Here is a 24,020-nt window from a genome sequence, read left to right as displayed (position 1 = left end):
GGGCTTTATCGGGGGTTGCGGCCGAGCTTGGCCAGGACGGGCAGCGCGGCCGCCAGCGTGGCGCGCTCGTCGTCGGTGAGCGCGGCCAGCTCCTGGCTGAGGTGGGCGATCCTGGCCCGCCGCACGGCGAGCAGCCGGTCGCGGCCCTCACCGGTCAGCTCGACCGTCCTGACGCGGGCGTCGGCCGGGTCGGAGCCGCGCGCCACCAGGCCGGCGTCCTCCAGGCGGTTGATCTGCACGGTCATGGTGGGCAGCTGGACGGCGTGCTCCTCGGCCAGCTCGGTCATGCGGCGGGGGCCGGGTTCGAGCGAGCCGAGCACGGCGTACTGCTGGCTGGTGACGGGTTGGCCGGCGACGGTGCGCCTGAGCAGGAGGACCAGGTGGCGCAGCACCGTGGAGACCTGCTCGGCCAGGCGGGTGGGGTCGTCCCTCATGCTTAGCCCAACTAACTTAGTCTGGCTAATATTCCGGCAAGAGAAAAGCGGCACCCCGGGCCGGGGTGCCGCTCTCCGGAGCGATCGTCAGGGACGCTCGGTCTCCAGGCGGACCGTCTCCTCCACGGTCAGCTGCTGCTGGGCGCGCAGCGTCGGGTCGAGCGGCCGCAGGTACGTCTGCTGCACCCCCGGCACCCGGTCCTCCACGACGAACGTGGCCCGCGTGTAGACCTCGGCCCCCGGGGTCTGCACCTTCGGCACCACCCTGAAGTCCGCGGTCATCTGGTCCCGCTCGATCTTCGTCAGCACGTAACCGCGCTGGTTGTTGTAGAACTTCAGGTGCGGGTTGATCGCCAGGAACGGGTGCGTGGACGGGTCGGAGTCCGCCCCGTTGCCGCCCGTCGAGATCGAGGTGGCCACCAGCTCGGAGCCCACCGACGGCCCGGTCGGGTCGTCGTAGTTCAGCTTGAGGTCGCTGGCCCAGTGCGCGTGCACGTCACCGGTCAGCACGACGGCGTTGCGCACCTTGGCGTCCACCCAGCCCTGGGTGATGCGCTGCCGGGAGGCGACGTAGCCGTCCCAGGCGTCCTGGCTGGTGATCTTGGCAGGGCCGGCGTTGTTGTCGCGCTGGGCGAAGAAGACCTGCTGGCCGATGATGTCCCACTGCGCGCGGGAGTGGTGGAAGCCGTCCAGCAGCCAGGACTCCTGCTCGTTGCCCGTGATCGAGCGCGCCGGGTCCACGGCGGCCGGGCAGTCGCGGTAGCCGTCGCCGCAGCCCTGGTCGTCGCGGTACTGGCGGGTGTCGAGCATGTGGAACATGGCCATCCGCCCCCACCGGATCCGCCGGTAGAGCTGCATGTCGATGCCGCGCGGGATGGAGGTGCGGCGCAGCGGCATGTTCTCGTAGTAGGCGCGGAAGGCGGCCTCGCGCCTGGCCAGGAAGTTCGGCTGGGGGACCTCGGGCTTCTCGGGGATCTCGTCGGCCCAGTTGTTGTCGACCTCGTGGTCGTCCCACACCACCAGCCACGGCGCGGCGGCGTGCGCGGCCTGCAGGTCGGGGTCGGCCTTGTACTGGGCGTGGCGCTGGCGGTAGTTGGCCAGGGTCTCGGTCTCGGGGCCCTCGTGGTCGCGGACGTTGCCGCCGGGGATGGTGTAGGTGTCCTTGGTGTACTCGTACTGGTAGTCGCCCAGGTGCAGGACGAGGTCCGGGTTGTCCTCGGCCAGCCTGCGGTACGAGGTGAAGTAGCCGTGCTCGTACTGGGCGCACGAGACGAACGCCATGGCCAGCGAGCTCCCGTACGAGAGCGGGTGCGGCGCGGTGCGGGCACGCCCGACCGGCGAGACGTACTTGCCGACGCGGAAGCGGTACCAGTACTCGCGGTCGGAGCCCAGCCGGTCGACCTCGACGTGCACGCTGTGGCCCCACTCGGGCGTGGCCACGCTCACGCCGGAGCGGACGACGCGGCGGCAGTTCTCGTCGGCGTACACCTGCCACTGCACCGGGAACGGCCGCTGCGGCATGCCGCCGAACCCGTCCTCGGCCAGCGGCTCCTGGGCGAGCCTGGTCCACAGGACGAAGCCCTCGTGGTCCGGGTCGCCGGAGGCGACGCCGAGCGTGAAGGGGTCGGTACGCAGCTCGCGCGAAGCCGCCGCGACGTCGGGATCGGTGCCGGGATCGGCGAAGGCGGTGGTCGCGGGAATGGTCACGGCGGCGCCCGCCGCTAACCCTGTGACCAGAAAGTGCCGGCGGTTCAGCTTGGACACGAGACGCTCCTGTGACGATCAAGGGTGAGGGGGACGCCAGGTAGCTTTACTGAAGATCATGACTACTTGGTGAACGCCACACAACACCAAAAAGGCGACATCCTTCGCGGATGCCGCCTCATCTGGCGATTTTCATCGTCACGCTGTGGTGCGCCCCCGCCTGCCGTACGTGATCATGTCACACGGTCAGGCCGGGCGACCTGCAACGACGCGCCGCCTACCAGCCGCGCTCGGCCAGGCGGTGCGGCTGCGGGATCTCGTCGACGTTGATGCCGACCATGGCCTCGCCCAGGCCGCGCGAGACCTTGGCGATGACGTCGGGGTCGTCGTAGAAGGTGGTGGCCTTGACGATGGCCGCGGCGCGCTTGGCCGGGTCGCCCGACTTGAAGATGCCCGAGCCCACGAACACGCCCTCGGCGCCGAGCTGCATCATCATCGCGGCGTCGGCCGGGGTGGCGATGCCGCCCGCGGTGAACAGCACGACCGGCAGCTTGCCGGTCTTGGCGACCTCGACGACCAGCTCGTACGGGGCCTGCAGCTCCTTGGCCGCGACGTAGAGCTCGTCCTCGGGCAGCGAGGTGAGACGCTTGATCTCGGCGCGGATCGTGCGCATGTGGGTGACGGCGTTGGAGACGTCGCCGGTGCCGGCCTCGCCCTTGGAGCGGATCATGGCCGCGCCCTCGGTGATGCGGCGCATGGCCTCGCCCAGGTTGGTGGCCCCGCACACGAACGGCACGGTGAACTGCCACTTGTCGATGTGGTTGGCGTAGTCGGCCGGGGTCAGCACCTCCGACTCGTCCACGTAGTCGACGCCGAGCGCCTGCAGGACCCTGGCCTCGACGAAGTGGCCGATGCGGGCCTTGGCCATCACGGGGATCGACACGGCCGCGATGATGCCGTCGATCATGTCGGGGTCGCTCATCCTGGACACCCCGCCCTGGGCGCGGATGTCGGCGGGCACGCGCTCAAGGGCCATGACGGCCACCGCGCCGGCGTCTTCGGCGATCTTGGCCTGCTCGGGGGTGACGACGTCCATGATGACGCCGCCCTTGAGCATCTCGGCCATGCCACGCTTGACACGGGCGGTTCCGGTGACGGGGGTGCTTTCAGGCGTGCTGGTCGACACGGTCATCCTCACGGCTCTCACGGCTTCGGTAAGTTATCAACCCCATGGTAGGTCCTGAAGGACCCCTCCCCCGACATGCCAAGATGTCAGGATTTATCGCCATACTTGGACAGATAGGCGCTAGGGGATGACGGGTTTGCGGCTGGCGAGCGCCACCCAGACCTGGCCGGGCGCGAAGTTCATCGGGTCGCCGCTCTCCGTGGTGAACGTCGTACCGGTGTCCTCGGATTCCCGCTCCCAGTTCGCCTTGTACGCCTTGCCGTCGCGCAGCACGATCGCCTTGCCCTTGCCCGTGGTGTGCACGAGCGGCGTGTAGCTCTGGTTCTTGTCGTGGAACTCCGAGCGCTCGGTCTTGGTGTACTGGATGACGACCGTGGGCGCGCCGAGCTGGCCGCCCTCCGCCGCCATGTCCTTCTTGCCGTCCTGCCAGATCAGCCACTGCTTCTTCTCCTCCGACCAGGCGAAGGTGAAGCGCGCCGCGGGCCACTTGACGCTGTACGACTTCTTGTCCACGCCGCCCTCGGCCGGGGCGTCGCCGAAGGTGAAGCCGATGTCCTTGGCCTTGCTCGCCTTGGGGGCCTTGCCGAGGAGGTCCTTGGTGTTGGCGAAGAGGTTGTAGGGGGCGAAGCGGCCCGGCTGGCGGAAGTAGGCGCCGGGGTTGCGCGTGTCGCCGACGTCGAACAGCGACGCCTTGGCCACGAACGGCAGCATCTTGGTCTGCACGCCCGAGTAGGCGAAGGCCGGCTTGCCGAACTGCGGCGTGATGTGCAGGTCGGAGATGCGGGCGCTGCGGACGGGGCCCACCTTCGCCGGCACCTTGGAGGAGAAGATCGCCATGAGCCGGGTCAGGCCCGCCTCGACCTGCTCGATGTAGACGATGTCCGCGCTCTTGAGGCCGAGCTGCGGCTTGCCCGCCGCGGTGTTCTCGATCTTCACCGCGAGCACCGGCTTCAGGCCGTCGTACGGCTTGCCGGTGAACGGGTGGCCCTCGGGCGCCTCGGTGGGCTCCTCGCTGGGCGCGGCCGTGGCGGCCTGGGGCGCCTTACCCGGGGCGGGCGCCTCCGAGGAGGAGCAGGCCGCGACAGGCAGCAGCACCGCCGCTCCGGCCAGTGTGACCGTGATCATCCGGGGTAGCCGCACGTGAACACTCCTCGCTTCAGCCCGAAAACGGGATGAAGCTTACTGGCTTCCCCAAATGAGGTCATTCAGTTGCCATAGCCGCCGGCGGATTGTCATCGATTTCGAAGAATTGCGGATATTCGGTATGGCCCGCCAGGCGGAGGGTTCTGGCCAGCCAGCGCCGCTGCGCCGCCCGCGTGACCGCAACCGCATTGTTGTAGAAGCGGCGCGAGTAGACGACCTTGGCCACCGCCGAGTCGAGCTCGTCCAGTAGGTCGCCACCGCCGGGCGGCTCCGCCAGCTTCTCCCTGAACCGCTCCTGGTCCACGACCGCGCGCAGGGTGCGCGACAGGTCGCTCTCGGCGTGCTCGCGCTCCTCCGGGCCCGCGCTCCTGGCCTCGTGCGCCGCGGCGGCCAGCACCAGGGAGGTCGCGGGGTCGAGCAGGCGCGAGCCGGCCAGCTCCAGCACCACCGCCCTGCGCCGCATCAGCGCGGCGTCCAGCGACTCCTGGGCCAGCTCCAGCCGGATGTGCAGGCGGTCGAGCCGGCCCGCGCGCCAGGAGATGTAGACGGCCGTGAGCACCACGACGAGGCCCACGACCAGCACGATGATGGTGGATGTCACAGATCTTCCTCCACGCGCCCCGCGCCGCTCGTGGCGACCGTCTCGTAGACGCGTACGACGTCCCGCGCCACCGTCGACCAGTCGTACTTCCGCACCGCCACCAGCGCCTCGGCGGCCAGCTTGGCCCGCCGCTCGGGCGCGTCGAGCAGCGCGCCGGCCTGGCGCGCCAGCGAGCCGGCGTCGCCGTTGGCGAACAGCGCGCCCGCCTGCCCCTCGCCCAGCACCCTGCGGAAGGCCGGGATGTCGCTGCCCAGCACCGTCGCCCCGGACGCCATGGCCTCGGCCAGCACGATGCCGAAGCTCTCCCCGCGCGTGTTGGGCGCGCAGAACACGTCGACCGAGTGGTAGGCGCGGATCTTGTCGGCCTCGCTCACCATGCCCAGCACGGTCACCCGGTCGTGGAACTCCTTCGGCACCCGCTCGTAGACGTCCTTGGCGTCGCCGGGCCCGGCCAGGAGCAGCTTCAGGCCCGGCCGCTCGGCCGCGAGGGTCCTGAACGCGTCGAGCAGGATCGGCAGGCCCTTGCGCTCCTCGTCCATCCGGCCGAGGAAGCCGATCGTGGCGCCGTCGGGCCCCCAGCCGTCGAGCGGCTCGGCGTCGGTGTAGCGGGAGACGGTGACGCCGTTGGGGATCAGCACGGCGTCGCCGCCGAACTGCTCGACCAGGCTCTTGCGGGCCGCGTCGGAGACCGCGATGCGGCCCATCAGCTTCTCCAGCGCGCTGCGCAGCAACGGCTCGGCCACCGCGATGGCCCGCGAGCGCGTGAACGACGCGTGGAACGTGGCCACGATCGGCCCCCTGGCCGCCCAGCAGGCCAGCACGCCCAGGCTCGGGATCAGCGGCTCGTGGATGTGCAGCACGTCGAACCCGCCCGTACGCACCCACCGCCGCACCCGCGCGGCCGACAGGAAGCCGAACGACATCCTGGCCACCGACCCGTTGTACGGCACCGGCACCGCCCGGCCCGCGCCCGTCACGTACGGGGGCAGCTCGTCGTCGTCGGCCGCCGGCGCGATCACCGACACCTCGTGCCCCTGCGCGATCAGCGCCTGGGCCAGGTCGTCGATGTGCTGCTTGACCCCGCCCGGCATGTCCCACGAGTAGGGGCAGACGATGCCGATCCTCATCGCGCGAGGTCTTCCAGCCAGAGCCGCTGCAACATGTGCCAGTCCTCCGGGTGCTCGGAGATGCCCTTCTCGAACACGTCGGTCAGCCCCTGCGCCACCGCCGCGACCTTCTCCTGCCGGGTGCCCTCGGCCGGGACCGGGACCTCCTCGTGGATGTGGATGCCCCAGTCGTCGCCGACGTTGTAGAGGATGGCCGGGAGCAGCGCGGCCCCCGTCTGCACGGCCAGCAGCGGCGGCCCGGCGGGGACCTTGGTGGTCGCGCCGAAGAAGCGCACCTCGACGCCGCCCTTGGTCAGGTCGCGCTCGGCGGGCAGGCACACGACGCCGCCCTTGCGCACGCGGGTGGCCAGCGTGCCGAAGTTGTGCCCGTCGCCGCCGGTCAGCGGCAGCACCTCCATGCCGAGGCCCTCGCGGAAGGCCACGTACCGGCGGAACAGCGACTCCGGCTTGAGCCGCTCGGCCACGGTCGTGAAGGGGTGGCCCACACCCACCAGCCACGCACCCGCCTGGTCCCAGTTGCCCATGTGGGGCAGCGCCAGCACCACGCCCCGCCCGGCCGCCACGTTGGCGTGGACGTGCTCGGCCCCGATGGTGTGGCTGCGCCGCACGATCTCCTCGACGCCCATCGACGGCAGCCGGAAGATCTCGTGGAAGTAGCGGAAGTACGAGCGCATGCCGGCCCTGCTGAGCTCACGCATCTCGCGGCTGCCCGCGTCGAGCCCGGTCACCCTGGCCAGGTTGGACTCCAGGCGGAGCACGGACTTGCCCCGCCTGCTCCAGATCCGGTCGGCCAGGAAGCGGAAGACCGCGGCCGTCGGGCGCTCGGGCAGCAGCGGCACGAGCTTCCAGCCCGCCGCGAACCCCGCGGCAACGACACGATCACCGAAGGACGTCTTGTCGCTCATCTCTCCCTCGTCTGCCGGTGGACGGCCACCACGCGCTGCCCCACGGTGAACACGCTGGCCGCGGCGAGCAGCCACATGCCCACGGGAAGAATGTACGGAACGCCGAGCCCCGCGAAACAGGCCGCGACGAGCGCGACGACCAGCCGCTCGGGCCGCTCGGCCAGCCCCACGTCGGCCGTGAGCCCGAGCCCCTCCGCCCTGGCCTTGGCGTACGACACCAGGGAGCCCGCGATCAGGCACACCAGCGTCACGGCCGCCATGAGCGTGTCGTGCTTGGAGATGAAGTAGAGGATCAGCCCGGCGAAGATGGCCGCGTCGGCCACCCGGTCGAACGTCGAGTCGAGGAACGCGCCCCACGTGGAGCCGCCCTTCCCGCCGAGCCTCGCCACCACGCCGTCGAGCAGGTCGAACAGCACGAAGACGGTGATCACGAGAGCGCCCCAGGTCAGCTGGCCCAGGGGGAAGAAGAGCAGGGCGGACACGACCGTGCCGAGGGTGCCGATCGCCGTGACGGCGTTCGGGCCGATCCCGCGGCCGACGAGGGCCCTGCCCAGCGGGGTGAGTATCCGGGTCATGGCCGGGCGCAGGAGTTTGAGCATCGCGGTCCGATCGTAGGCCATGGAACGCCTGACAACTTTCTTTGCCCCACCCCCCTTGTGATATCCGCCACAGGGGTATTTGGTGAACACACCGCGTCCATGCGGTTTCCAGACACCCTCCGCTTGGGCGCGGTCGTTGGAACATCCGGCGACGTGGGAGGCTGTTGTGGCAGAGAAGAACACCGGTGGCACTGCAGGAGCCGCGGGCAGGGCACCCACGGCCGACAGTGCGGATGCGATACGCAATGTCGTGCTGGTCGGCCACTCAGGAGCGGGTAAGACGACCCTCGCCGAGCAGCTGCTGGCCGCGACCGGCACCGTCCAGCGCGCCGGCCGGGTGGAGGACGGCAACACGGTCAGCGACTTCGACGAGGTGGAGGTCCGTCAGCAGCGGTCGGTCAACCTCGCCGTGGCGCCGCTGGTGCACAACGGCATCAAGATCAACCTTCTCGACACCCCCGGTTACGCCGATTTCGTGGGCGACCTGCGCGCGGGACTGCGCGCGGCGGACGCCGCGCTGTTCGTGGTGTCGGCCTCCGAGGGGATCGACGGCCTCACGCAGATGCTGTGGGAGGAGTGCGCCCAGGTCGGCATGCCGCGGGCGGTGGTGATCACCAAGATCGACCACCAGCGGGCCGACTTCGACGAGGTCCTCGTGACGTGCCAGGACGTCTTCGGCGACGGCGTCGCGCCCCTTTACCTGCCCGTCATCACCAACGGCCACGTGAACGGCCTGATCGGGCTGCTGTCGCAGAAGTTCTACAACTACGCCACGGGCACCCGTACGGAGAAGGAGCCCGGGCCGGACTACGCGGCGCAGATCGAGGAGCGCCGTGGCGAGCTGATCGAGGGGATCATCCAGGAGAGCGAAGACGAATCGCTCATGGAGCGCTATCTCGAAGGCGAGCCCATCGACACCAAGGTCCTGGTGGAGGACCTGGAGAAGGCCGTCGCGCGCGGCAGCTTCTACCCGGTGCTGTGCAGCGGGCTCGGCGTCGGCGCGCCGGAGATCCTCGAGATCATGACCCAGGGCTTCCCCTCGCCCCTCGAACACCCGCTGCCCGAGATCACCGACCTGTCGGGCAAGCCGGTCAAGAACATCGCCTGCGACCCCGACGGCCCGCTCGTAGCCGAGGTCGTCAAGACCACCAGCGACCCGTACGTGGGCCGCATCAGCCTCGTACGCGTCTTCTCGGGCACGTTGCGCCCCGACATGACCGTGCACGTGTCCGGGCACGGCCTGGCCGACCGCGGGCACGAGGACCACGACGTGGACGAGCGCATCGGCACCCTGACCTGCCCGCTGGGCAAGCAGCAGCGTCCCGCCGCCAAGGGCGTCGCGGGCGACATCATCGCGGTCGCCAAGCTGTCGCGGGCCGAGACCGGCGACACCCTGTCCGAGGTCGAGCAGCCGCTCCTGATGACCGCCTGGGCCATGCCCGACCCGCTCCTGCCGGTGGCGATCAGGGCCAAGTCGAAGGCCGACGAGGACAAGCTGTCACAGGCCCTGGCCCGGCTGGTGGCCGAGGACCCGACCCTGCGGCTGGAGAACAACGCCGAGACCAGGCAGCTCGTCCTGTGGTGCATGGGCGAGGCGCACACCGACGTGCTGCTCGACCGCCTGGCCAAGCGCCACGGCGTCGAGGTCGAGCGGGTCGACCTGCGGGTGCCGTTGCGCGAGACGTTCGGCGGCAAGTGCCAGGCGATGGGCCGCAACGTCAAGCAGACCGGCGGCCACGGCCAGTACGCGATCTGCCACCTCGAGGTCGAGCCGCTGCCGTCGGGCGGCGGGTTCGAGTTCGTGGACAAGATCGTGGGCGGCGTCGTGCCGCGGCAGTTCATCCCGTCGGTGGAGAAGGGCGTGCGGGCCCAGATGGAGCGGGGCGTCGTGGCCGGCTACCCGATGGTGGACGTCCGCGTCACCCTGTACGACGGCAAGGCGCACTCGGTCGACTCCTCCGACATGGCCTTCCAGATCGCCGGCCAGCTCGCGCTGAAGGAGGCGGCCGCGAAGGTGCCGACGCTGCTGCTGGAGCCGGTGGACGAGCTGTCGGTGCTCGTCGCCGACGACTACGTGGGGTCGGTGATGTCCGACCTGTCGTCGCGGCGCGGGCGGGTGCTCGGCACGGAGCCCGTCGGCACGGGACGTACGCTGGTCAAGGCCGAGGTGCCCGAGCTGGAGATCACCCGGTACGCCATCGACCTGAGATCCATGTCGCACGGCACCGGGACGTTCCAGCGGGCCTTCCTGCGCTACGAGCCCCTTCCGCCGAACCTCGCGAGCAAGGTGGCCGTCACCGCGGAATGAGGCCTGGACGAGCCGGGAGGGCTTTGCTCCCTCCCGGCCCAGCCGTTTACTTTTGTCACAGAAGCATCACGAGTCGATTTCTTTTTTTCGTACCGAGCATGCCGGAGCAACTGCCACACTGGGTGGCATTATGCGAACTGGACGCCCACTCCTAGCCGCTGCTGCTCTCGCGGTCGTCACCACCTCCGCCGCCTACGTCTTCGGCCCCGGGGCCGGGGAGAGCCCAGCAGCGACCAAGAAGAAGACGGCCGTCGCCGCCGCACCCGACGCATCCGCCGCGGCCTGCAAGGCCGACGCGAGCTATCCCAAGCGCGAGCTGCGCGGGGTGTGGATCGCCACCACCCAGAACATCGACTGGCCCTCCAAGACCGGGCTCTCGCCCGACCGGCAGCGCGCCGAGTACGTCAAGATCCTCGACGGCGCCGCCAAGCGCAACCTCAACGCGGTCTTCGTCCAGGTCCGGCCCGCCTCCGACGCGCTGTACAAGTCGTCGCTGGAGCCCTGGACCCAATATCTGACGGGCACGGCCGGCAAGGACCCCGGCTGGGATCCGCTGCCGTTCCTCATCGACGAGGCGCACAAGCGCGGCATGGAGTTCCACGCCTGGTTCAACCCGTACCGCGCCTCCTACGGCGACAGCGCCGCCAAGCTGCCCGCCGGCCATCCGGCGCGCAAACACCCCGACTGGACGATCAAGTACGGCGGCCGCCTCTACTACAACCCGGGCCTGCCCGCCGTCCGCGACCACGTGACCAAGGTCATCACGGACGTGGTGTCCCGGTACGACATCGACGGGGTGCACTTCGACGACTACTTCTACCCGTATCCGGCGGCGGGGCAGAAGTTCGACGACGCGGCGGCGTTCGCGAAGTACGGCGACGGCAAGAAGCTCGCCGCCTGGCGGCGCGACAACGTCAACACGCTCGTCGCCCAGGTGGACAAGGCCGTCCACGACGCCAAGGGGTACGTCAAGTTCGGGATCAGCCCCTTCGGCATCTGGCGCAACAAGTCGAACGACCCGACCGGCTCGAACACTTCGGGCATGTCCGCGTATGACTCGATTTATGCGGACGCGCGCGCCTGGATCAAGTCGGGCACCGTCGACTACGTGCTCCCGCAGCTCTACTGGCCGCGCGGCCACAAGCTGGCCGACTACGACACGCTGGCGGCCTGGTGGTCCGACGAGGTCAAGGGCACGGACGTGCAGCTGTACATCGGCCAGGGGCTCTACCGGGTGGGCGCCAAGGACGACCGGGCCTGGACGAAGCCCGGCGAGCTGGCCGCCGAGGTGGGCGTCAACCGTGATCACAAGCAGGTCAAGGGCGAGGTCTACTTCAGCGCCAAGAACTTCCTGGACAACCCTCTCGGGTCCGTGGACCGCGTCGCCAAGAACCACTACTCCCGCCCCGCCCTGCTGCCCTTGATCAAGGAACGCGGCGGCTCCGCCCCTCCCGCCCCCGCCGGCCTCAAGGCCAACGGCACCCAGCTGTCCTGGAAGCCGTCCCAGGGGGCGCGGGCGTACGCGGTGTACCAGGTGCCCAAGTCCGGCAAGGACTGCCACGGCACGGACGCCCGCAACCTGGTCGCCGTCGTGACGAGCCCGTCGTTCACGGCCGCGCCGGACGGGACCTACGCGGTCACGGCCGTGGACCGGCTCGGCCACGAAAGCAAGACCACCAAGGTCAAGACCCCGGCCCCCTGACGCCTCCATCCACGCGGAGAGCGCGCCCACACCGGCCCTGCACCCCGCTGGACCCGCACACCGTCGAGTGCGCGCCGCACCAGGGACGTGCCACACCGAATGCGCGTCACGCCGGGGACGCCCTCAACACCGCGTCCCCGGCACCCGCCCAAACCGCGCCGCGACGGCGAGACGTCGTACGGCGGAGCCCGGCGCAACACGCACGGCGCCCACCACAACCACCCAGAGCGGGAAAAGCTCACCCGAATGAAACGGCGCACGTGATACATGCACCGCATGAGAGGGTAGTCGGGTCCGGTGGCGCCGGAACATGACCTTGCTCTACCGTGCCACGGAATCATTCGATCACGGAAGGTCATCGGGATGAGGCGCACGCTGGCCGTGCTGGCCGTGTTGGTCGGGCTGGTCGGGCAGGTCCTGCTCGGCCAGGGACTGTTCACCGGCCCGGCCCAGGCCACGAAGGACGCGAGCGCGGGCCGGGTCGCGCTCATCGGCGTGTCCGGCCTGCACTGGAACGACATCACCCAGGCGGACTCCCCCAACCTGTGGGAGCTGGCCAGATCCAGCGCGATCGGCTCGCTGTCCATTCGTACCGTCGGCGGCGTGACCTGCCCCTACGACGGCTGGCTGACCGTGTCGGCCGGCACCAGGTCGGCGGCCGGATACAGCTGCGGCGCGCCCCCCATGCCCGAGCAGCAGGGCGCGGGCGCGGTCATCCCCGACTACCGCTACCTCCTCGACGTGGCCGGACAGCGCAACGCGGGCACGCTGGGCGAGTCGCTCAAGGCCGCCGGGCAGTGCTCGATCGCCATCGGCCCCGGCGCCGCGCTGGGCCTGGCCGACCGGCAGGGCGCGGTCCAGGAGTACCACTCCTCCCCGCTCCAGGTCCGCACGCCCGATCTCGAACGGTGCCGGATGATCGCCATGGACGTGGACGACCTCGTCCGCCCCTACCTGGCCGGCGGCAAGCTGGCCAAGGTGCCCGACCAGCTCAGCGCCACCGAGCGGCGTGACGCGCTGCGGATGGCCGACGCCAAGGCGGGCGCGCTGCTGTCAGTCCTGCCCGCCGACACGACGGTGCTGCTCGCGGGCCTGTCCGACCATGGCTCTGTACCCCACCTGCGGGTGGCCGCGCTGCGCGAGCCCGGCGCGCAGGGCCACCTGCTCGGCGCGGCCTCCACCCGCCGCGAGGACATCTCGATCCTGCCCGACCTGACCTCCACCATCCTGACCAAGCTCGGGGTGCCGGTCCCGAGCACCGTGATAGGCGTCCCGCTGCAGGTCGGCGGGCCGGGCGCGACGTTCGAACGGCTCCAGCGGGCCGACGCGACCGCGCAGGCCATCCGCTCGATCAAGGGCATCTACTTCACGGTCGTGGCCGTGCTGCAGGTGCTGTTCTACGTGGTAGCTTTCCTGCTGCTGCGCCGCCGCAAGGGCCTGGCACCGGTACGTTTCGCGGCCGTCGCCCTCGCCTCCCTGCCCGTCTCCAGCTACCTGGTCAACCTGCTGCCCTGGTCGAGCCTGCCGCAGCTGGTGGCCGGGGTGCTCGGGTGGGCGGCGGTCGTCACGGCGGTGGCGTTCGCGGGGCCGTGGCGGCGACAGCCGCTGGGGCCGCTGGCGGTGGTGGCCGGGATCACCGCGCTCACGCTGGCGGGCGACCTGCTGACCGGTACGACGTTGCAGCTCAACAGCATCATGGGCTACAGCGCGGACGTCGGGGCCCGCTACTACGGCCTGGGGAACATCCCGTTCGCGCTCCTGGCCACCGGCACCCTGCTGGCCACCACGGTGATCGCGCACCGGTGGCCGGGCAAGGTGGGGCTGGCCGCGATCGTGCTGCTGGGGACGTTCGCGATGGTGCTCGGCGGCTCCGGGATGGGCAGCGACTTCGGCGGTGTGATCGCGTTCGTGCCGGGCATCGCGGTGACCGCGCTGCTGCTGGCGGGCAAGCGGGTCTCGCTGGTGAAGCTGGGCGCGTTCCTGGTGGCCGGCGGGTTGATCGTGATGACGTTCGCCTGGCTCAACTACCTGAAGCCGGCGGACGAGCAGACCCACCTGGGCAGGTTCGTGGGGCAGGTGCTGAGCGGTGAGGCGTTCGACGTCATCCTGCGCAAGCTGCAGGCCATGCTGGCCACCCTGCTCAGCCCCAACCTCATGCCGATCGTGATCGCGGCCGCCGCGTTCCTCATCTACGCGATCCTGCGGCCCGAACAGGCATCGGCCGGGGTGGTGCCCGCCGCGTTCGAGCACTCCCCCGCGCTGCGCGCCGGGCTGATCGGCACGCTCGTGAGCGGCGTGGTCGGGATGCTCGTCAACGACTCGGGCGCGGCCGTGCTGTCCATGGCCCTGGCGCTGGCCGTACCTCTGCTGCTGGCCACCGGCATCGGCGCGCTCCGACGCGACCGCGAGTCGGTCACCGGCCCCGTGTCGTCGGACTTAGCGACCGCGACGAAGTAACACGACACCGCACGGAGTAGCGCCGCCTCCCGGAAGCGGCCCCGAACGGCCGGACAGCGGGCGCTACCCCAGAGCGGGTCAGTCCCAGGCGTCGGCGAGCAGTTGGCGGGTGTCGCGGAGCAGCTGCGGCAGGACCTTGGTCTGGCCCACGACCGGCATGAAGTTCGTGTCGCCGCCCCACCTGGGCACCACGTGCTGGTGCAGGTGGGCGGCGATGCCGGCGCCGGCGACGTGGCCCAGGTTCATGCCGACGTTGAAGCCCTGCGCGCCGCTGGCCTTGCGCAGCGCGCGCAGCGACTTCTGCGTGAACTCCCCCAGCTCGACCAGCTCGGCCGGCACCAGCTCGTCGTAGTCGGACACGTGCCGGTAGGGGACCACCATCAGGTGGCCGGAGTTGTACGGGTACAGGTTGAGCACGGCGTAGACCGTCTCGCCCCGGGCGACGATCAGGCCGTCCTCGTCGCTCATCTTGGGGATCGCGTCGAACGGGCACCCGTCATCGGGGCCGCTGCCCGTCGGTTTGTTCTCGCCCTTGATGTAGGCCATGCGATGCGGGGTCCACAGACGCTCGAAGTTGTCGGGGGACCCTGCCCCTGCCTGATCGTGCATACCTAGCAGCATAGGACCACGGACAAACGGCCCGCTCTTCCGGCACAATCCCAAGCATCGCCTACAGGAGGCCGCTATGAGTGACGCTTTAGCCGAGCACGACTTAGCCGAGCACGACTCCCTGCCGACCGTCCACTCCACCCCGTCCGCCGACGCCCCCGACCCGGCCACGGCCCCCGCTCCTGACCCGGTCGAAGACGTGAGCTCCGCACCCACCGGCGTACCACCCTCGGAGGAGCCCTCCTTCGGCGCCGTCGTCAAGGGCCGGATCAAGGTCGCCGACGAGGTGGTCGAGAAGGTCGCCGCTCTGGCGGCTCTCGAGGTGACCGGGGTTGCCGACCTGGGCGGCGACCTGGCGCGGGCCTTCGAGTCCGTACGCGACCGCATCGGCATCGGCTCCCGGCGGGCCAACCAGGGGGTCAGCGCGCAGATCCAGGACCGTACGGTGGCCGTGAGCGTGACCATCGTGGTGGAGTACGGGCACGTCGTGATGGAGGTGGCCTCCGAGGTCAAGACGAACGTGGCCAGGAGCGTCAGCCACATGCTCGGGATGCGGGTCGCGGAGGTCAACGTGACGGTCGACGACGTCCGCCTCCCGGGCGAGCCCCGCCACCCCCTCCGCGACACCTCCGACGACGACACCCACCCCTCCCCCCTCTGACGCCCCTCCGCCCCCGTCTCCCTCCACCACCCCTTGAGCCCATCAGCCGCGCCCTCGGGGTGGTCGGGCGTTCCTGAGCAGCGGCCCTCGCACCGATCGGACGCACCCCGCCGACACCCTTCCGGACGGCCAGGCAACCCCTCTTGAGACGATCGGACGCTCCCGGTGACAGGCGCTGAGGCGGGCGTGCGCGCCCAGGCTACGGCCCTCAGAGCCCGATCCCTGCGGCGACTCGGAGCGCCCGGCCCCTGGAGCGGCCCAGCCCCTGGAGCGACCCGGCGCCTACGGCAGCCCGGTCCCAAGGACGCCCCGATGCCGGAGGCGGCCCAAGGCCGGAGGCGCGTTCAACTGCGCCTCAGGCGGCGGTGTCCTCGTTCTGGGGCGGATGCCAGCCGGGCGGCCATCCATGAGGTGCTCAGGCGTCCCAAGGCGACGATCCCTGGGCTTCGAGGGACGGCCGGAAGCCTCCGCCCGCGCAGGCGCGCCTTTAGGGTGTGGGCCATGACCGAGCAACTGGAGCCCATGCCCGACGACTGGCAGCGCGCCCTCGCCATCGTGGCCCACCCCGACGACCTCGAGTACGGCTGTGCCGCCGCCATCGCCACCTGGACCGACCAGGGCCGCGAGGTCGCGTACTTGATCGTCTCCAGGGGTGAGGCGGGCATCGACACGCTCGTCCCGGCCGAGGCAGGGCCGGTGCGGGAGCGGGAGGAGCGGGCCAGCGCGGCCGTCGTCGGGGTGACGAGCGTGGAGTTCCTCGACCACGCCGACGGGGTGATCGAGTACGGCACCGCGCTCAGGAAGGACATCGCCGCCGCCATCCGCAGGCACCGCCCCGAGCTGGTGATCACCCTGAACCCGGACGACACCTGGGGCGGAACGTACTGGAACACTCCCGACCACCGGGCCGTGGGCCGCGCCGTCCTCGACGCCGCCGGGGATGCGGGAAATAGGTGGATATTTCCGGATACGGTGGCAGAGCCCTGGAACGGCGTCCGCTGGGTCGCCGTCGCGGGCACCGACTCCCCCACCCACGCCGTGGACGTCACCGACGGCCTGGAGCGCGGCGTGCGCTCGCTCGTCGAGCACCGCGCCTACATCGAGGCGCTCACCGACCAGGACCCCGAATCGTACGCCCGCGACCTCATCGAAGGCTTCGCCCACCAGGCGGCCGAGCGCTTCGGCAGCCGCCCCGCCATCACCTTCCGCCTGTTCACCCGATGATCCCCGAACTGGAGGCCGGACGACGAAAAACGGCGGAGCCGTGAGACTCCGCCGTTCTCGTCATCGGGTCAGACCTGGACGCGCCGCTCCACGGCGTTGACGATCTCCGCCACGGCCTCCTCGATCGGTACGCCGTTCTTCTGCTCGCCGTTCCGGTAGCGGAACGACACCGCGCCGTTGGCGATGTCGTCGTCACCGGCCAGCAGCATGAAGGGCACCTTGGCCTTCTGCGCGTTGCGGATCTTCTTCTGCATCCGGTCGTCGGAGGCGTCGACCTCGATCCGGATGCCGCGCTCGCGCAGCTTCTTGGCGACGTCCTGCAGGTAGGACACGTGCGCGTCGGCGATCGGGATGCCCGTCACCTGCACCGGCGAGAGCCAGGGGGGGAAGGCGCCCGCGTAGTGCTCGGTGAGCACGCCGAGGAAGCGCTCGACGGAGCCGAACAGCGCCCGGTGGATCATGACCGGAGTCTGCCGGCTGCCGTCGGCCGCCTGGTATTCGAGGCCGAAGCGCTTGGGCTGGTTGAGGTCGAGCTGGATGGTGGACAGCTGCCAGGTGCGCCCGATCGCGTCCTTGGCCTGCACGGAGATCTTCGGGCCGTAGAAGGCCGCGCCGCCCGGGTCGTCGACCAGGTCCAGCCCCGACTCGGTGGCCACCTGGCGCAGCGCCTCGGTCGCCTCGTCCCACTCGGCGGGCTCGCCGATGAACTTGTCGGACTCGTCGCGGGTCGACAGCTCCAGGTAGAACTCCGGCAGGCCGAAGTCGCGCAGCACGCTGAGCACGAACCTCAGCAGCGACTTGATCTCATCGGCCATCTGCTCCCGGGTGGTGTAGATGTGCGCGTCGTCCTGCGTCATGCCGCGCACCCGGGTCAGGCCGTGGACCACGCCCGACTTCTCGTAGCGGTAGACCGAGCCGAACTCGCACAGCCGCAGCGGCAGCTCGCGGTAGGACCGCCCGCGCGCCCGGAAGATCAGGTTGTGCATCGGGCAGTTCATCGGCTTGACCCGGTATTCGATGCCCTCCAGCTCGAACGCCGGGAACATGTCGTCGGCATACCACGGCAGATGCCCCGAGGTCTCGAACAGCGACGACTTGGTGATGTGCGGCGTGTTGACGAACTCGTAGCCCGCCTCCGCCTGCCGCCGGCGCATGTAGTCTTCCATCTCCTTGCGGATGATCCCGCCCTTGGGATGGAAGATCGGCAGGCCGCTGCCCAGCTCCGGCGGGAAGCTGAACAGGTCGAGCTCGACACCCAGCTTGCGGTGGTCGCGCTTCTCGGCCTCCTCCAGCAGCTTGAGGTAGTCGTCCTGCTTCTCGCGGGACTCCCAGGCGGTGCCGTAGATGCGCTGGAGCTGCGGGTTCTTCTCGCTGCCGCGCCAGTAGGCGCCGCCCGAGCGCATGAGCTTGAACGCCGGGATCGACCGGGTGGACGGCACGTGCGGGCCGCGGCACAGGTCCTTCCACTGCAGCTCGCCGGTCTTGGGGTCGAGGTTGTCGTAGATGGTGAGCTGCCCGGCCCCCACCTCGACCGACTCCTCGTCGGCGGCGCCGCCCTTGAGCCCGATCAACTCCAGCTTGTACGGCTCCGCCGCCAGCTCCTCGCGCGCCTCGTCGTCGGAGACGGGCCGGCGGGAGAACAGCTGCCCCTGCTTGACGATCTCCCGCATGCGCTTCTCGATGCGCTTGAGATCGTCGGGGTGAAAGGCCTGGGCGACGTCGAAGTCGTAGTAGAACCCGTTGTCCACGGGCGGCCCGATGCCCAGCTTGGCCTCGGGGAACAGCTCCTGCACCGCCTGCGCCATGACGTGGGCGGTGGAGTGGCGGACGATGGCCCGGCCGTCCTCGCTGGAGACCTCGACCGGCTCGACCGCGTCACCCTCGGACAGCGGGTGCGCCAGGTCACGGAGCTCGCCGTTGACCCGGGCCGCGATGACCGAGCGGCCGTCGGCCTCGAGGGCCTCTCCGGCCGTCGTGCCGGCCGCGACCACACGCTCGGCTCCGGCGAGGGTGATGCGTAGCTCGGCTGACACGGTGACTCCCTTGGATCGCGCCCCGGCGCTCGACACCGGAGCTGCTTCGATGGTGAACACCGATGCTATCGCGGGTGAAACCCCATGTTTGTCAGCTCCTGCCGGGTCCCGTGGAACACGTTGCGGTCGAGCGGGCTGTGGACGTACTGATGAACGGCCCAGTCGCGCCAGGGTGACGGCACCGCGGGCTCCCCGCGCGGCTTGTCGGGGGCGGCGATCCATAACGGGTACTCGCCCAGGCCCGCGCAGTGTCCGCCACGCGCGAACGCCCGGAAGGTGTGGACGAACGGCCGCGCGCCGCCGTGCCGCTCGACGTGGTGGCACCAGCGGCGCGCGTGGCGGGCGACCTGCTCGGGGCGCAGGCCGCCATCGGTCTCCAGGCCGAGGGCCACCAGGTCGCCGGCGCGTAACCCGCCCGCCGCGTCGATCGCGGCCAGGAAGTGGCGCGCCTGCTCGATCGGGTCGCCCCCGGGCCTGGCGCAGTGGTACGCGCCGCGGACGATCCGGCTCTCGCGCATGCCGGTCCAGTTGCGTTCGAACAGCTTGTCGGTGAAATCGCCGCCCTCGGTGGCCTTGGCGAACGCGAAGGCCACCCCGTCCGCCGCGTGGCCGGCCCAGTCGACGGGCCCCTGCCAGTCGGACACATCAACGCCATGCAGCAAGCGATCTTCACCCCGCCGGAGAATTATGGAGATGTCTTGGGGTCAGCCCTTCGCCGCGCCGATCAGCAGCGCCCGCGTGCGTTCCTTGCTCGCGAACACCGAGCCCACGAAGTCGGTCACACCGGCTTCCCGCAGCACGTCGAGCTTGGCCAGCACCGCGTCCTCGTCGCCCACGATGGCGACGTCTCCCGGGGTGGCCGCGCCTTCCCTGTCGAGCATCGCACGATATGAGGGCAGGTGTCCGTAGACGGCGAAGATCTCGTTCGCGCGAGCGACGGCGCCGGCGGGGTCGTCGGTGACGCAGATCGGCAGCGCGCAGACGATCCTGGGCGCCTCGCGGCCCGCCTCGGCGGCGGCCGCGGTGATGGTGGGCGCCACGTGCTGGGCGACCGTCTTGGGGCCCGTCATCCACAGGACGGTGCCGTCGGCCACGGTGCCGGCCAGCTTGAGCATGCGCGGGCCGAGCGCGGCGACGAGCACCGGGAAGCCGCCGCCGGGCGTGGTGAGCTGGAGGTCGGCCTTGAGCGTCTCGCCTTCGTACTTGACGTGCTCGCCCCGGCTGAGCGGGAGCAGGATGTCCAGGTATTCCGACATGTGCCGGTACGGGCGCTCGAAGCTGTGGCCGTACATGCCCTCGATGACCATCTGGTGCGACAGGCCGATGCCGAGCGCGAGGCGCCCGCCGAGCGCGGCGTTGGTGGTCATGGCCTGCTGGGCCAGCACGGCCGGGTGGCGCGGGTAGGTCGGGACGACGGCGGTGCCGAGCTCGATGCCGGGCACCTGGCCCCCGGCGGCGGCCAGGGCGGTGAGGGCGTCGAGGCCGAAGATGTTGGAGAGCCAGGCCGAGGTGAAGCCGTCCTGCGCCGCCTGGGCGATCTGGGCGCGCAACCCGCCGATCGGGTCGTCTCCTTTGGGCTCTGTCAGGTAATAACCGAATCGCATAGGAACCGAACTCCATTCTAGTAATCGACGGAACTGTACCTTCCCACACCCGGCCGCGCCCATCCTCCGGCCGGAGGTGGATTTGTAAAGTGGCCTACATGACGCACGAACGCGCAGGACAGCCAGCCCAGCCCGCCGACCTCGTGGCCGTCGACAGGCTCGTGACCTCCTATTACGCGCTGCATCCCGATCCCCGCGACCCGGGGCAGCGGGTGGCGTTCGGCACGTCGGGACACCGGGGGTCGTCGCTGAGGACGGCGTTCAACGAGGACCACATCCTGGCCACCACGCAGGCCATCTGTGAATACCGGCGGATGCAGGGCACCGACGGGCCGCTGTTCCTGGGCGTCGACACGCACGCGCTGTCGGAGCCCGCGCGGGTGTCCGCGCTGGAGGTGCTGGTCGCCAACGGGGTCCAGGTGCTGATCGACTCCCGCGACGGCTACACGCCGACCCCGTCCGTCTCGCACGCCATCCTGCGCCACAATCACGGCCGCACCACCGGGCTCGCCGACGGCATCGTGATCACGCCGTCGCACAACCCGCCGGGCGACGGCGGGTTCAAGTACAACCCGCCGCACGGGGGTCCCGCCGACACCGACGCGACCACGTGGATCCAGGACCGCGCCAACCGGCTGCTGGCCGCCGGGCTGGAGAGCGTGCTGCGGGTCTCGTACACGAAGGCTCTGGAGGCGGCGGGGCGTTACGACTTCCTCGGGATGTACGTGGACGACCTGCCGTCCGTGGTGGACCTGGACGCGATCCGGGAGGCCGGGGTGCGCATCGGGGCCGATCCGCTGGGCGGGGCGAGCGTGGCGTACTGGGGGGAGATCGCGGAGCGGCACCGGCTCGACCTGACCGTGGTCAATCCGCTGGTGGATCCGACGTGGCGGTTCATGACGCTGGACTGGGACGGGAAGATCCGGATGGACTGCTCGTCGCCGTACGCGATGGCCTCTCTCATCGCTAATCGCGATAAGTACGACATTTCCACCGGAAACGATGCCGACGCCGACCGGCACGGCGTCGTCACTCCCGACGGCGGCCTGCTCAACCCCAACCACTACCTCGCCGTCGCCGTCTCCTACCTGTACACGCACCGCGACGGCTGGCCCACGGCCGCCGGGGTGGGCAAGACGATGGTCAGCAGCGGGATCATCGACCGGGTCGTGGAGTCCATGGGGCGGCGGCTGTACGAGGTGCCGGTCGGGTTCAAGTGGTTCGTCCCGGGCCTGCTGGACGGGTCGCTGGGATTCGGGGGCGAGGAGAGTGCGGGAGCGTCGTTCCTGCGGCGCGACGGGTCCGTCTGGTCCACGGACAAGGACGGGATCATCCTGGCGCTGCTGGCCTCCGAGATCCAGGCCGTCACCGGCAGGTCGCCGAGCGCGCACTACCGGGGGCTGGTCGAGCGGTTCGGGGAGCCCGCGTACGCCCGGGTCGACGCCCCCGCCACGCGCGAGGAGAAGGCGGTGCTCGCGAAGCTCTCGGCCGCGCAGGTGAAGGCGTCGTCGCTGGCGGGCGAGCCGATCACCGCCGTCCAGACCACGGCGCCCGGCAACGGGGCCGAGCTCGGCGGGGTGAAGGTCGCGACGGAGAACGCCTGGTTCGCGGCCCGGCCGTCGGGGACGGAGGACGTCTACAAGATCTACGCCGAGTCCTTCCGCGGCCCCGACCACCTGGCCAAGGTGCAGGAGGAGGCCCGCTCCCTGGTCTCCGACGCCCTCGGCTGACCGCACGGCCCGGTGTCCGGGCGGGTCAGCGGCCGGGGGCCAGCTCGGGGGCGGTGTCGGTGGTCATTCCGGTACGGCCGAGGTCGGCGCGGCGGCCGGCGGCCACCCCGTCCCGGTAGCCCGTGCCGCTCGTCCTGGGCACGCTCACCCGGATGTCCGGATAGTGGGCGGACACCGCCCGTTCGACCTCGGCCCGGCGGTCGGCCAGGACGAGCGCGGCGCCCGTACTGGCCTGCTCGGCCTGTGACTCCGCCACGCACAGCAGCCGGTACACCTCATCCGTGAACCCCAGCAGCCACGACCGCCGGTAGGCCCGCACGGCGGTCACGCCGTCGGGCACCCGCATCCGCGCCAGCCCGCTCGCCATCTGCAGCAGCAACGACGTGGCCAGCAGGTCGGCCCGCTCCAGATCGGCCGCGAACCCGAACACGTGCACCCGCTGCCCGCCCTCGCCCCGCCCGATGAGCAGGGGGCGGCAGCGCACGGCCTGCGCGACCAGGCTGACCAGCCGGGCCTTCTCCCTGGCCCAGGGGTTGGGCAGGGTGACGACCCGGTCGCCGGGCGTCTGCCGGGTGCCCGCCGGGGGGAGCGAGTCGATGCCGTGCTTGGCCATCAACGCCGACGCGGCCGCCATGAACGTCGCCCGCTCGTGCTCGTTGTCGGTGCGTTCGGCCTTGGCCAGGAGTTTCCTGACGCGCTCGAGCGTGCGCTCCCGCAACCGCGCTCCCCCTACAACTTGGTGGTCAGCACCCGCCCGTCGTCCGCGATGGCGGGGAAGGCGCCCGTGTCGACGATGCCGTGCTGCTGGAACAGCGCCTCGATGAGGGCGTGCGCCTGCGGCTCGAGCTTCCACAGGGCACGATACTCGCGCGCCGTGGCCAGCGAGATGCCGATCTCGTGGGCGATGTCCACCGTACGCGGCACGATGCCCTTGGCGATCTGCCGGTCCCAGAACGCGCGGGCCTGGCGCATCAGCGCGGCCCGCTGGGCGGTGTCGACGACCTGCGGGGTGGTGTCGAGCACCTCGATGTCCTCGTCCTCCTCCTCGACGAGCTCGGCCAGCGCGGGCGGCAGCGCCGGGCGGGCGGGCACCGGCTGCTGCTCGGGCTCGGGCTCCCACGGCACGCGGGGGGCGGCGTCGATGAGGGCGGTGGTGTTGTAGAGGGCGGCGATCTGGGCCAGCAGCGCCTCCTGGCGGGCCTGGTTCACCGCCAGGCCGGTGTGCTCGACGGCCTGGTCCATGGCCTTGTCGAGCTTGGCCAGCGCGGTGCGCATCTTGCGCTCGGAGGCCCCGTTGTCACGCAACGCCTTGGCCCGCTTGGCGGCCAGCGCGACCCTGGTCAGCCGGCGGTGGGCGTCGACCTCGCTCGCCGTACGGTCGCTGACCTCGGCCAGCCCGACCCGGACCAGCAGCCGCTCGGGCGTCAGACGCCAGTTGATGCGGCCGGTGCCACGGATGCGGTGCCGCTCGATGGCCATGCCGCGCTCCCAGAGCCAGGCGGCGACCAGCGGCGCGGCGAGCCTGAACACCGCCTCGGGCAGGCTTCGCGCGTCCATGCTGGACAGTACGGCGGTCAGGCAGGTCAGCGCCCACACGGCGATGCCGTCGATGCCGGCGGAGAAGTTCTCGCGCATGTTGCGGCGGGCCCGCACCGCGCTCGTGATGATCGCGACCTCGATGAACGCGAACAGCAGCAGCCGCAGCGGCCCGTCCAGGCCGAGCACGTCGCCGGAGAAACGCCACATACCCTGTGCGGACACGCCGGTGGCGATGGAGGCGGCGACGATGGTCAGCACGTCCTCGATGGGACGGGCGGCGACGTACCGGGAGACCAGCCAGGCGGTGGCCCGCCAGGCGATCCTCAGCACCAGGAACGCCAGCGCCAGCCCGGCCAGGCTCAGCAACGCGATGACGGCGGTGGCGAGCGGCTTCTCGGTGACGAAGGCTGCTATTTCCTCAAATGTCGGCATCTGTCACTATCCGTGGGGGCTC

20 protein-coding genes are annotated in these 24,020 nt (G+C 70.6%); 6 read left to right on the top strand and 14 right to left on the bottom strand.

Annotated features, from left to right (window positions below):
• Positions 1-5: 5 nt before the first annotated feature.
• The 8 genes from AB0L65_RS41155 to pgsA form a co-directional block, all read right to left on the bottom strand.
• The gene (locus AB0L65_RS41155) at positions 6-434 is read right to left on the bottom strand and encodes a MarR family transcriptional regulator (RefSeq protein ID WP_185077116.1); all 429 of its coding nucleotides are present in this window, start codon (positions 432-434) and stop codon (positions 6-8) included.
• An 87-nt stretch (positions 435-521) separates the two neighbouring features.
• Positions 522-2,198, bottom strand: coding sequence for an alkaline phosphatase D family protein (locus AB0L65_RS41150; RefSeq protein ID WP_364257422.1), 1,677 nt, complete (start codon positions 2,196-2,198; stop codon positions 522-524).
• 217 nt (positions 2,199-2,415) lie between these two features.
• Positions 2,416-3,330 carry a pyridoxal 5'-phosphate synthase lyase subunit PdxS gene (gene pdxS / locus AB0L65_RS41145; RefSeq protein WP_350727165.1) on the bottom strand — a complete coding sequence of 305 codons (915 nt, stop codon included), beginning with the start codon at positions 3,328-3,330 and terminating at the stop codon, positions 2,416-2,418.
• 114 nt (positions 3,331-3,444) lie between these two features.
• Complete coding sequence (locus tag AB0L65_RS41140; protein ID WP_363972127.1) at positions 3,445-4,464, bottom strand: DUF3048 domain-containing protein; 1,020 nt, start codon at positions 4,462-4,464, stop codon at positions 3,445-3,447.
• A 61-nt stretch (positions 4,465-4,525) separates the two neighbouring features.
• Positions 4,526-5,068, bottom strand: a complete 543-nt coding sequence (locus AB0L65_RS41135) for a hypothetical protein (protein WP_364257419.1) — start codon at positions 5,066-5,068, stop codon at positions 4,526-4,528.
• On the bottom strand, positions 5,065-6,195 hold the full coding sequence (locus AB0L65_RS41130) for a glycosyltransferase family 4 protein (RefSeq protein ID WP_364257416.1): 1,131 nt from the start codon (positions 6,193-6,195) through the stop codon (positions 5,065-5,067). The genes AB0L65_RS41135 and AB0L65_RS41130 overlap by 4 nt, the downstream gene beginning before the upstream one ends.
• Positions 6,192-7,100 carry a phosphatidylinositol mannoside acyltransferase gene (locus AB0L65_RS41125; RefSeq protein WP_364257413.1) on the bottom strand — a complete coding sequence of 303 codons (909 nt, stop codon included), beginning with the start codon at positions 7,098-7,100 and terminating at the stop codon, positions 6,192-6,194. Before AB0L65_RS41125 ends, AB0L65_RS41130 begins: the two co-directional genes overlap by 4 nt.
• On the bottom strand, positions 7,097-7,720 hold the full coding sequence (gene pgsA / locus AB0L65_RS41120; protein ID WP_364257410.1) for a phosphatidylinositol phosphate synthase: 624 nt from the start codon (positions 7,718-7,720) through the stop codon (positions 7,097-7,099). Before pgsA ends, AB0L65_RS41125 begins: the two co-directional genes overlap by 4 nt.
• Before the next feature lie 145 nt (positions 7,721-7,865).
• Between pgsA and AB0L65_RS41115 the strand changes: the two genes are divergently transcribed.
• The 3 genes from AB0L65_RS41115 (at position 7,866) to AB0L65_RS41105 (ending at position 14,166) form a co-directional block, all read left to right on the top strand.
• Positions 7,866-10,007, top strand: coding sequence for an elongation factor G-like protein EF-G2 (locus AB0L65_RS41115; RefSeq protein WP_364257407.1), 2,142 nt, complete (start codon positions 7,866-7,868; stop codon positions 10,005-10,007).
• Between the two features lie 130 nt (positions 10,008-10,137).
• Positions 10,138-11,709 (top strand): family 10 glycosylhydrolase, encoded by a 1,572-nt coding sequence (locus tag AB0L65_RS41110; protein WP_364257404.1) that lies wholly within the window; start codon positions 10,138-10,140, stop codon positions 11,707-11,709.
• A gap of 363 nt (positions 11,710-12,072) precedes the next feature.
• Complete coding sequence (locus AB0L65_RS41105; RefSeq protein ID WP_364257401.1) at positions 12,073-14,166, top strand: hypothetical protein; 2,094 nt, start codon at positions 12,073-12,075, stop codon at positions 14,164-14,166.
• Positions 14,167-14,244: 78 nt separating this feature from the next.
• Here AB0L65_RS41105 and AB0L65_RS41100 read toward each other — a convergent pair whose 3' ends face one another.
• Positions 14,245-14,775, bottom strand: a complete 531-nt coding sequence (locus tag AB0L65_RS41100) for an HIT domain-containing protein (RefSeq protein WP_350727156.1) — start codon at positions 14,773-14,775, stop codon at positions 14,245-14,247.
• A gap of 76 nt (positions 14,776-14,851) precedes the next feature.
• Between AB0L65_RS41100 and AB0L65_RS41095 the strand changes: the two genes are divergently transcribed.
• Both AB0L65_RS41095 and AB0L65_RS41090 read left to right on the top strand, forming a co-directional pair.
• Positions 14,852-15,436, top strand: a complete 585-nt coding sequence (locus AB0L65_RS41095) for an Asp23/Gls24 family envelope stress response protein (protein ID WP_364257398.1) — start codon at positions 14,852-14,854, stop codon at positions 15,434-15,436.
• Between the two features lie 501 nt (positions 15,437-15,937).
• Positions 15,938-16,660 (top strand): PIG-L deacetylase family protein, encoded by a 723-nt coding sequence (locus AB0L65_RS41090; RefSeq protein WP_364257395.1) that lies wholly within the window; start codon positions 15,938-15,940, stop codon positions 16,658-16,660.
• A gap of 68 nt (positions 16,661-16,728) precedes the next feature.
• Here AB0L65_RS41090 and thrS read toward each other — a convergent pair whose 3' ends face one another.
• Genes thrS through AB0L65_RS41075 form a run of 3 tightly spaced genes read right to left on the bottom strand, consistent with a single transcriptional unit; the run spans position 16,729 to position 20,297 of the window.
• Positions 16,729-18,729 (bottom strand): threonine--tRNA ligase, encoded by a 2,001-nt coding sequence (thrS, locus tag AB0L65_RS41085; RefSeq protein ID WP_364257626.1) that lies wholly within the window; start codon positions 18,727-18,729, stop codon positions 16,729-16,731.
• A 29-nt stretch (positions 18,730-18,758) separates the two neighbouring features.
• The gene (locus AB0L65_RS41080; RefSeq protein WP_364257392.1) at positions 18,759-19,337 is read right to left on the bottom strand and encodes a glycoside hydrolase family 25 protein; all 579 of its coding nucleotides are present in this window, start codon (positions 19,335-19,337) and stop codon (positions 18,759-18,761) included.
• A gap of 60 nt (positions 19,338-19,397) precedes the next feature.
• On the bottom strand, positions 19,398-20,297 hold the full coding sequence (locus tag AB0L65_RS41075) for a TIGR03564 family F420-dependent LLM class oxidoreductase (protein WP_364257389.1): 900 nt from the start codon (positions 20,295-20,297) through the stop codon (positions 19,398-19,400).
• Between the two features lie 98 nt (positions 20,298-20,395).
• Here AB0L65_RS41075 and pgm point away from each other — a divergent pair, with 98 nt between their 5' ends.
• Positions 20,396-22,027, top strand: coding sequence for a phosphoglucomutase (alpha-D-glucose-1,6-bisphosphate-dependent) (gene pgm / locus AB0L65_RS41070; protein ID WP_364257386.1), 1,632 nt, complete (start codon positions 20,396-20,398; stop codon positions 22,025-22,027).
• A gap of 25 nt (positions 22,028-22,052) precedes the next feature.
• On the opposite strand, the gene AB0L65_RS41065 is transcribed toward pgm, so the two are convergent.
• Positions 22,053-22,745, bottom strand: coding sequence for a DUF2786 domain-containing protein (locus tag AB0L65_RS41065; protein ID WP_364257383.1), 693 nt, complete (start codon positions 22,743-22,745; stop codon positions 22,053-22,055).
• Positions 22,746-22,756: 11 nt separating this feature from the next.
• Positions 22,757-23,998 carry a hypothetical protein gene (locus tag AB0L65_RS41060; RefSeq protein ID WP_364257380.1) on the bottom strand — a complete coding sequence of 414 codons (1,242 nt, stop codon included), beginning with the start codon at positions 23,996-23,998 and terminating at the stop codon, positions 22,757-22,759.
• Positions 23,999-24,020: the final 22 nt, after the last annotated feature.

Source organism: Nonomuraea sp. NPDC052116, from assembly GCF_040680035.1.
Lineage (GTDB): Bacteria > Actinomycetota > Actinomycetes > Streptosporangiales > Streptosporangiaceae > Nonomuraea > Nonomuraea angiospora_A.
This window is presented reverse-complemented; position numbering and strand designations above follow the sequence as displayed.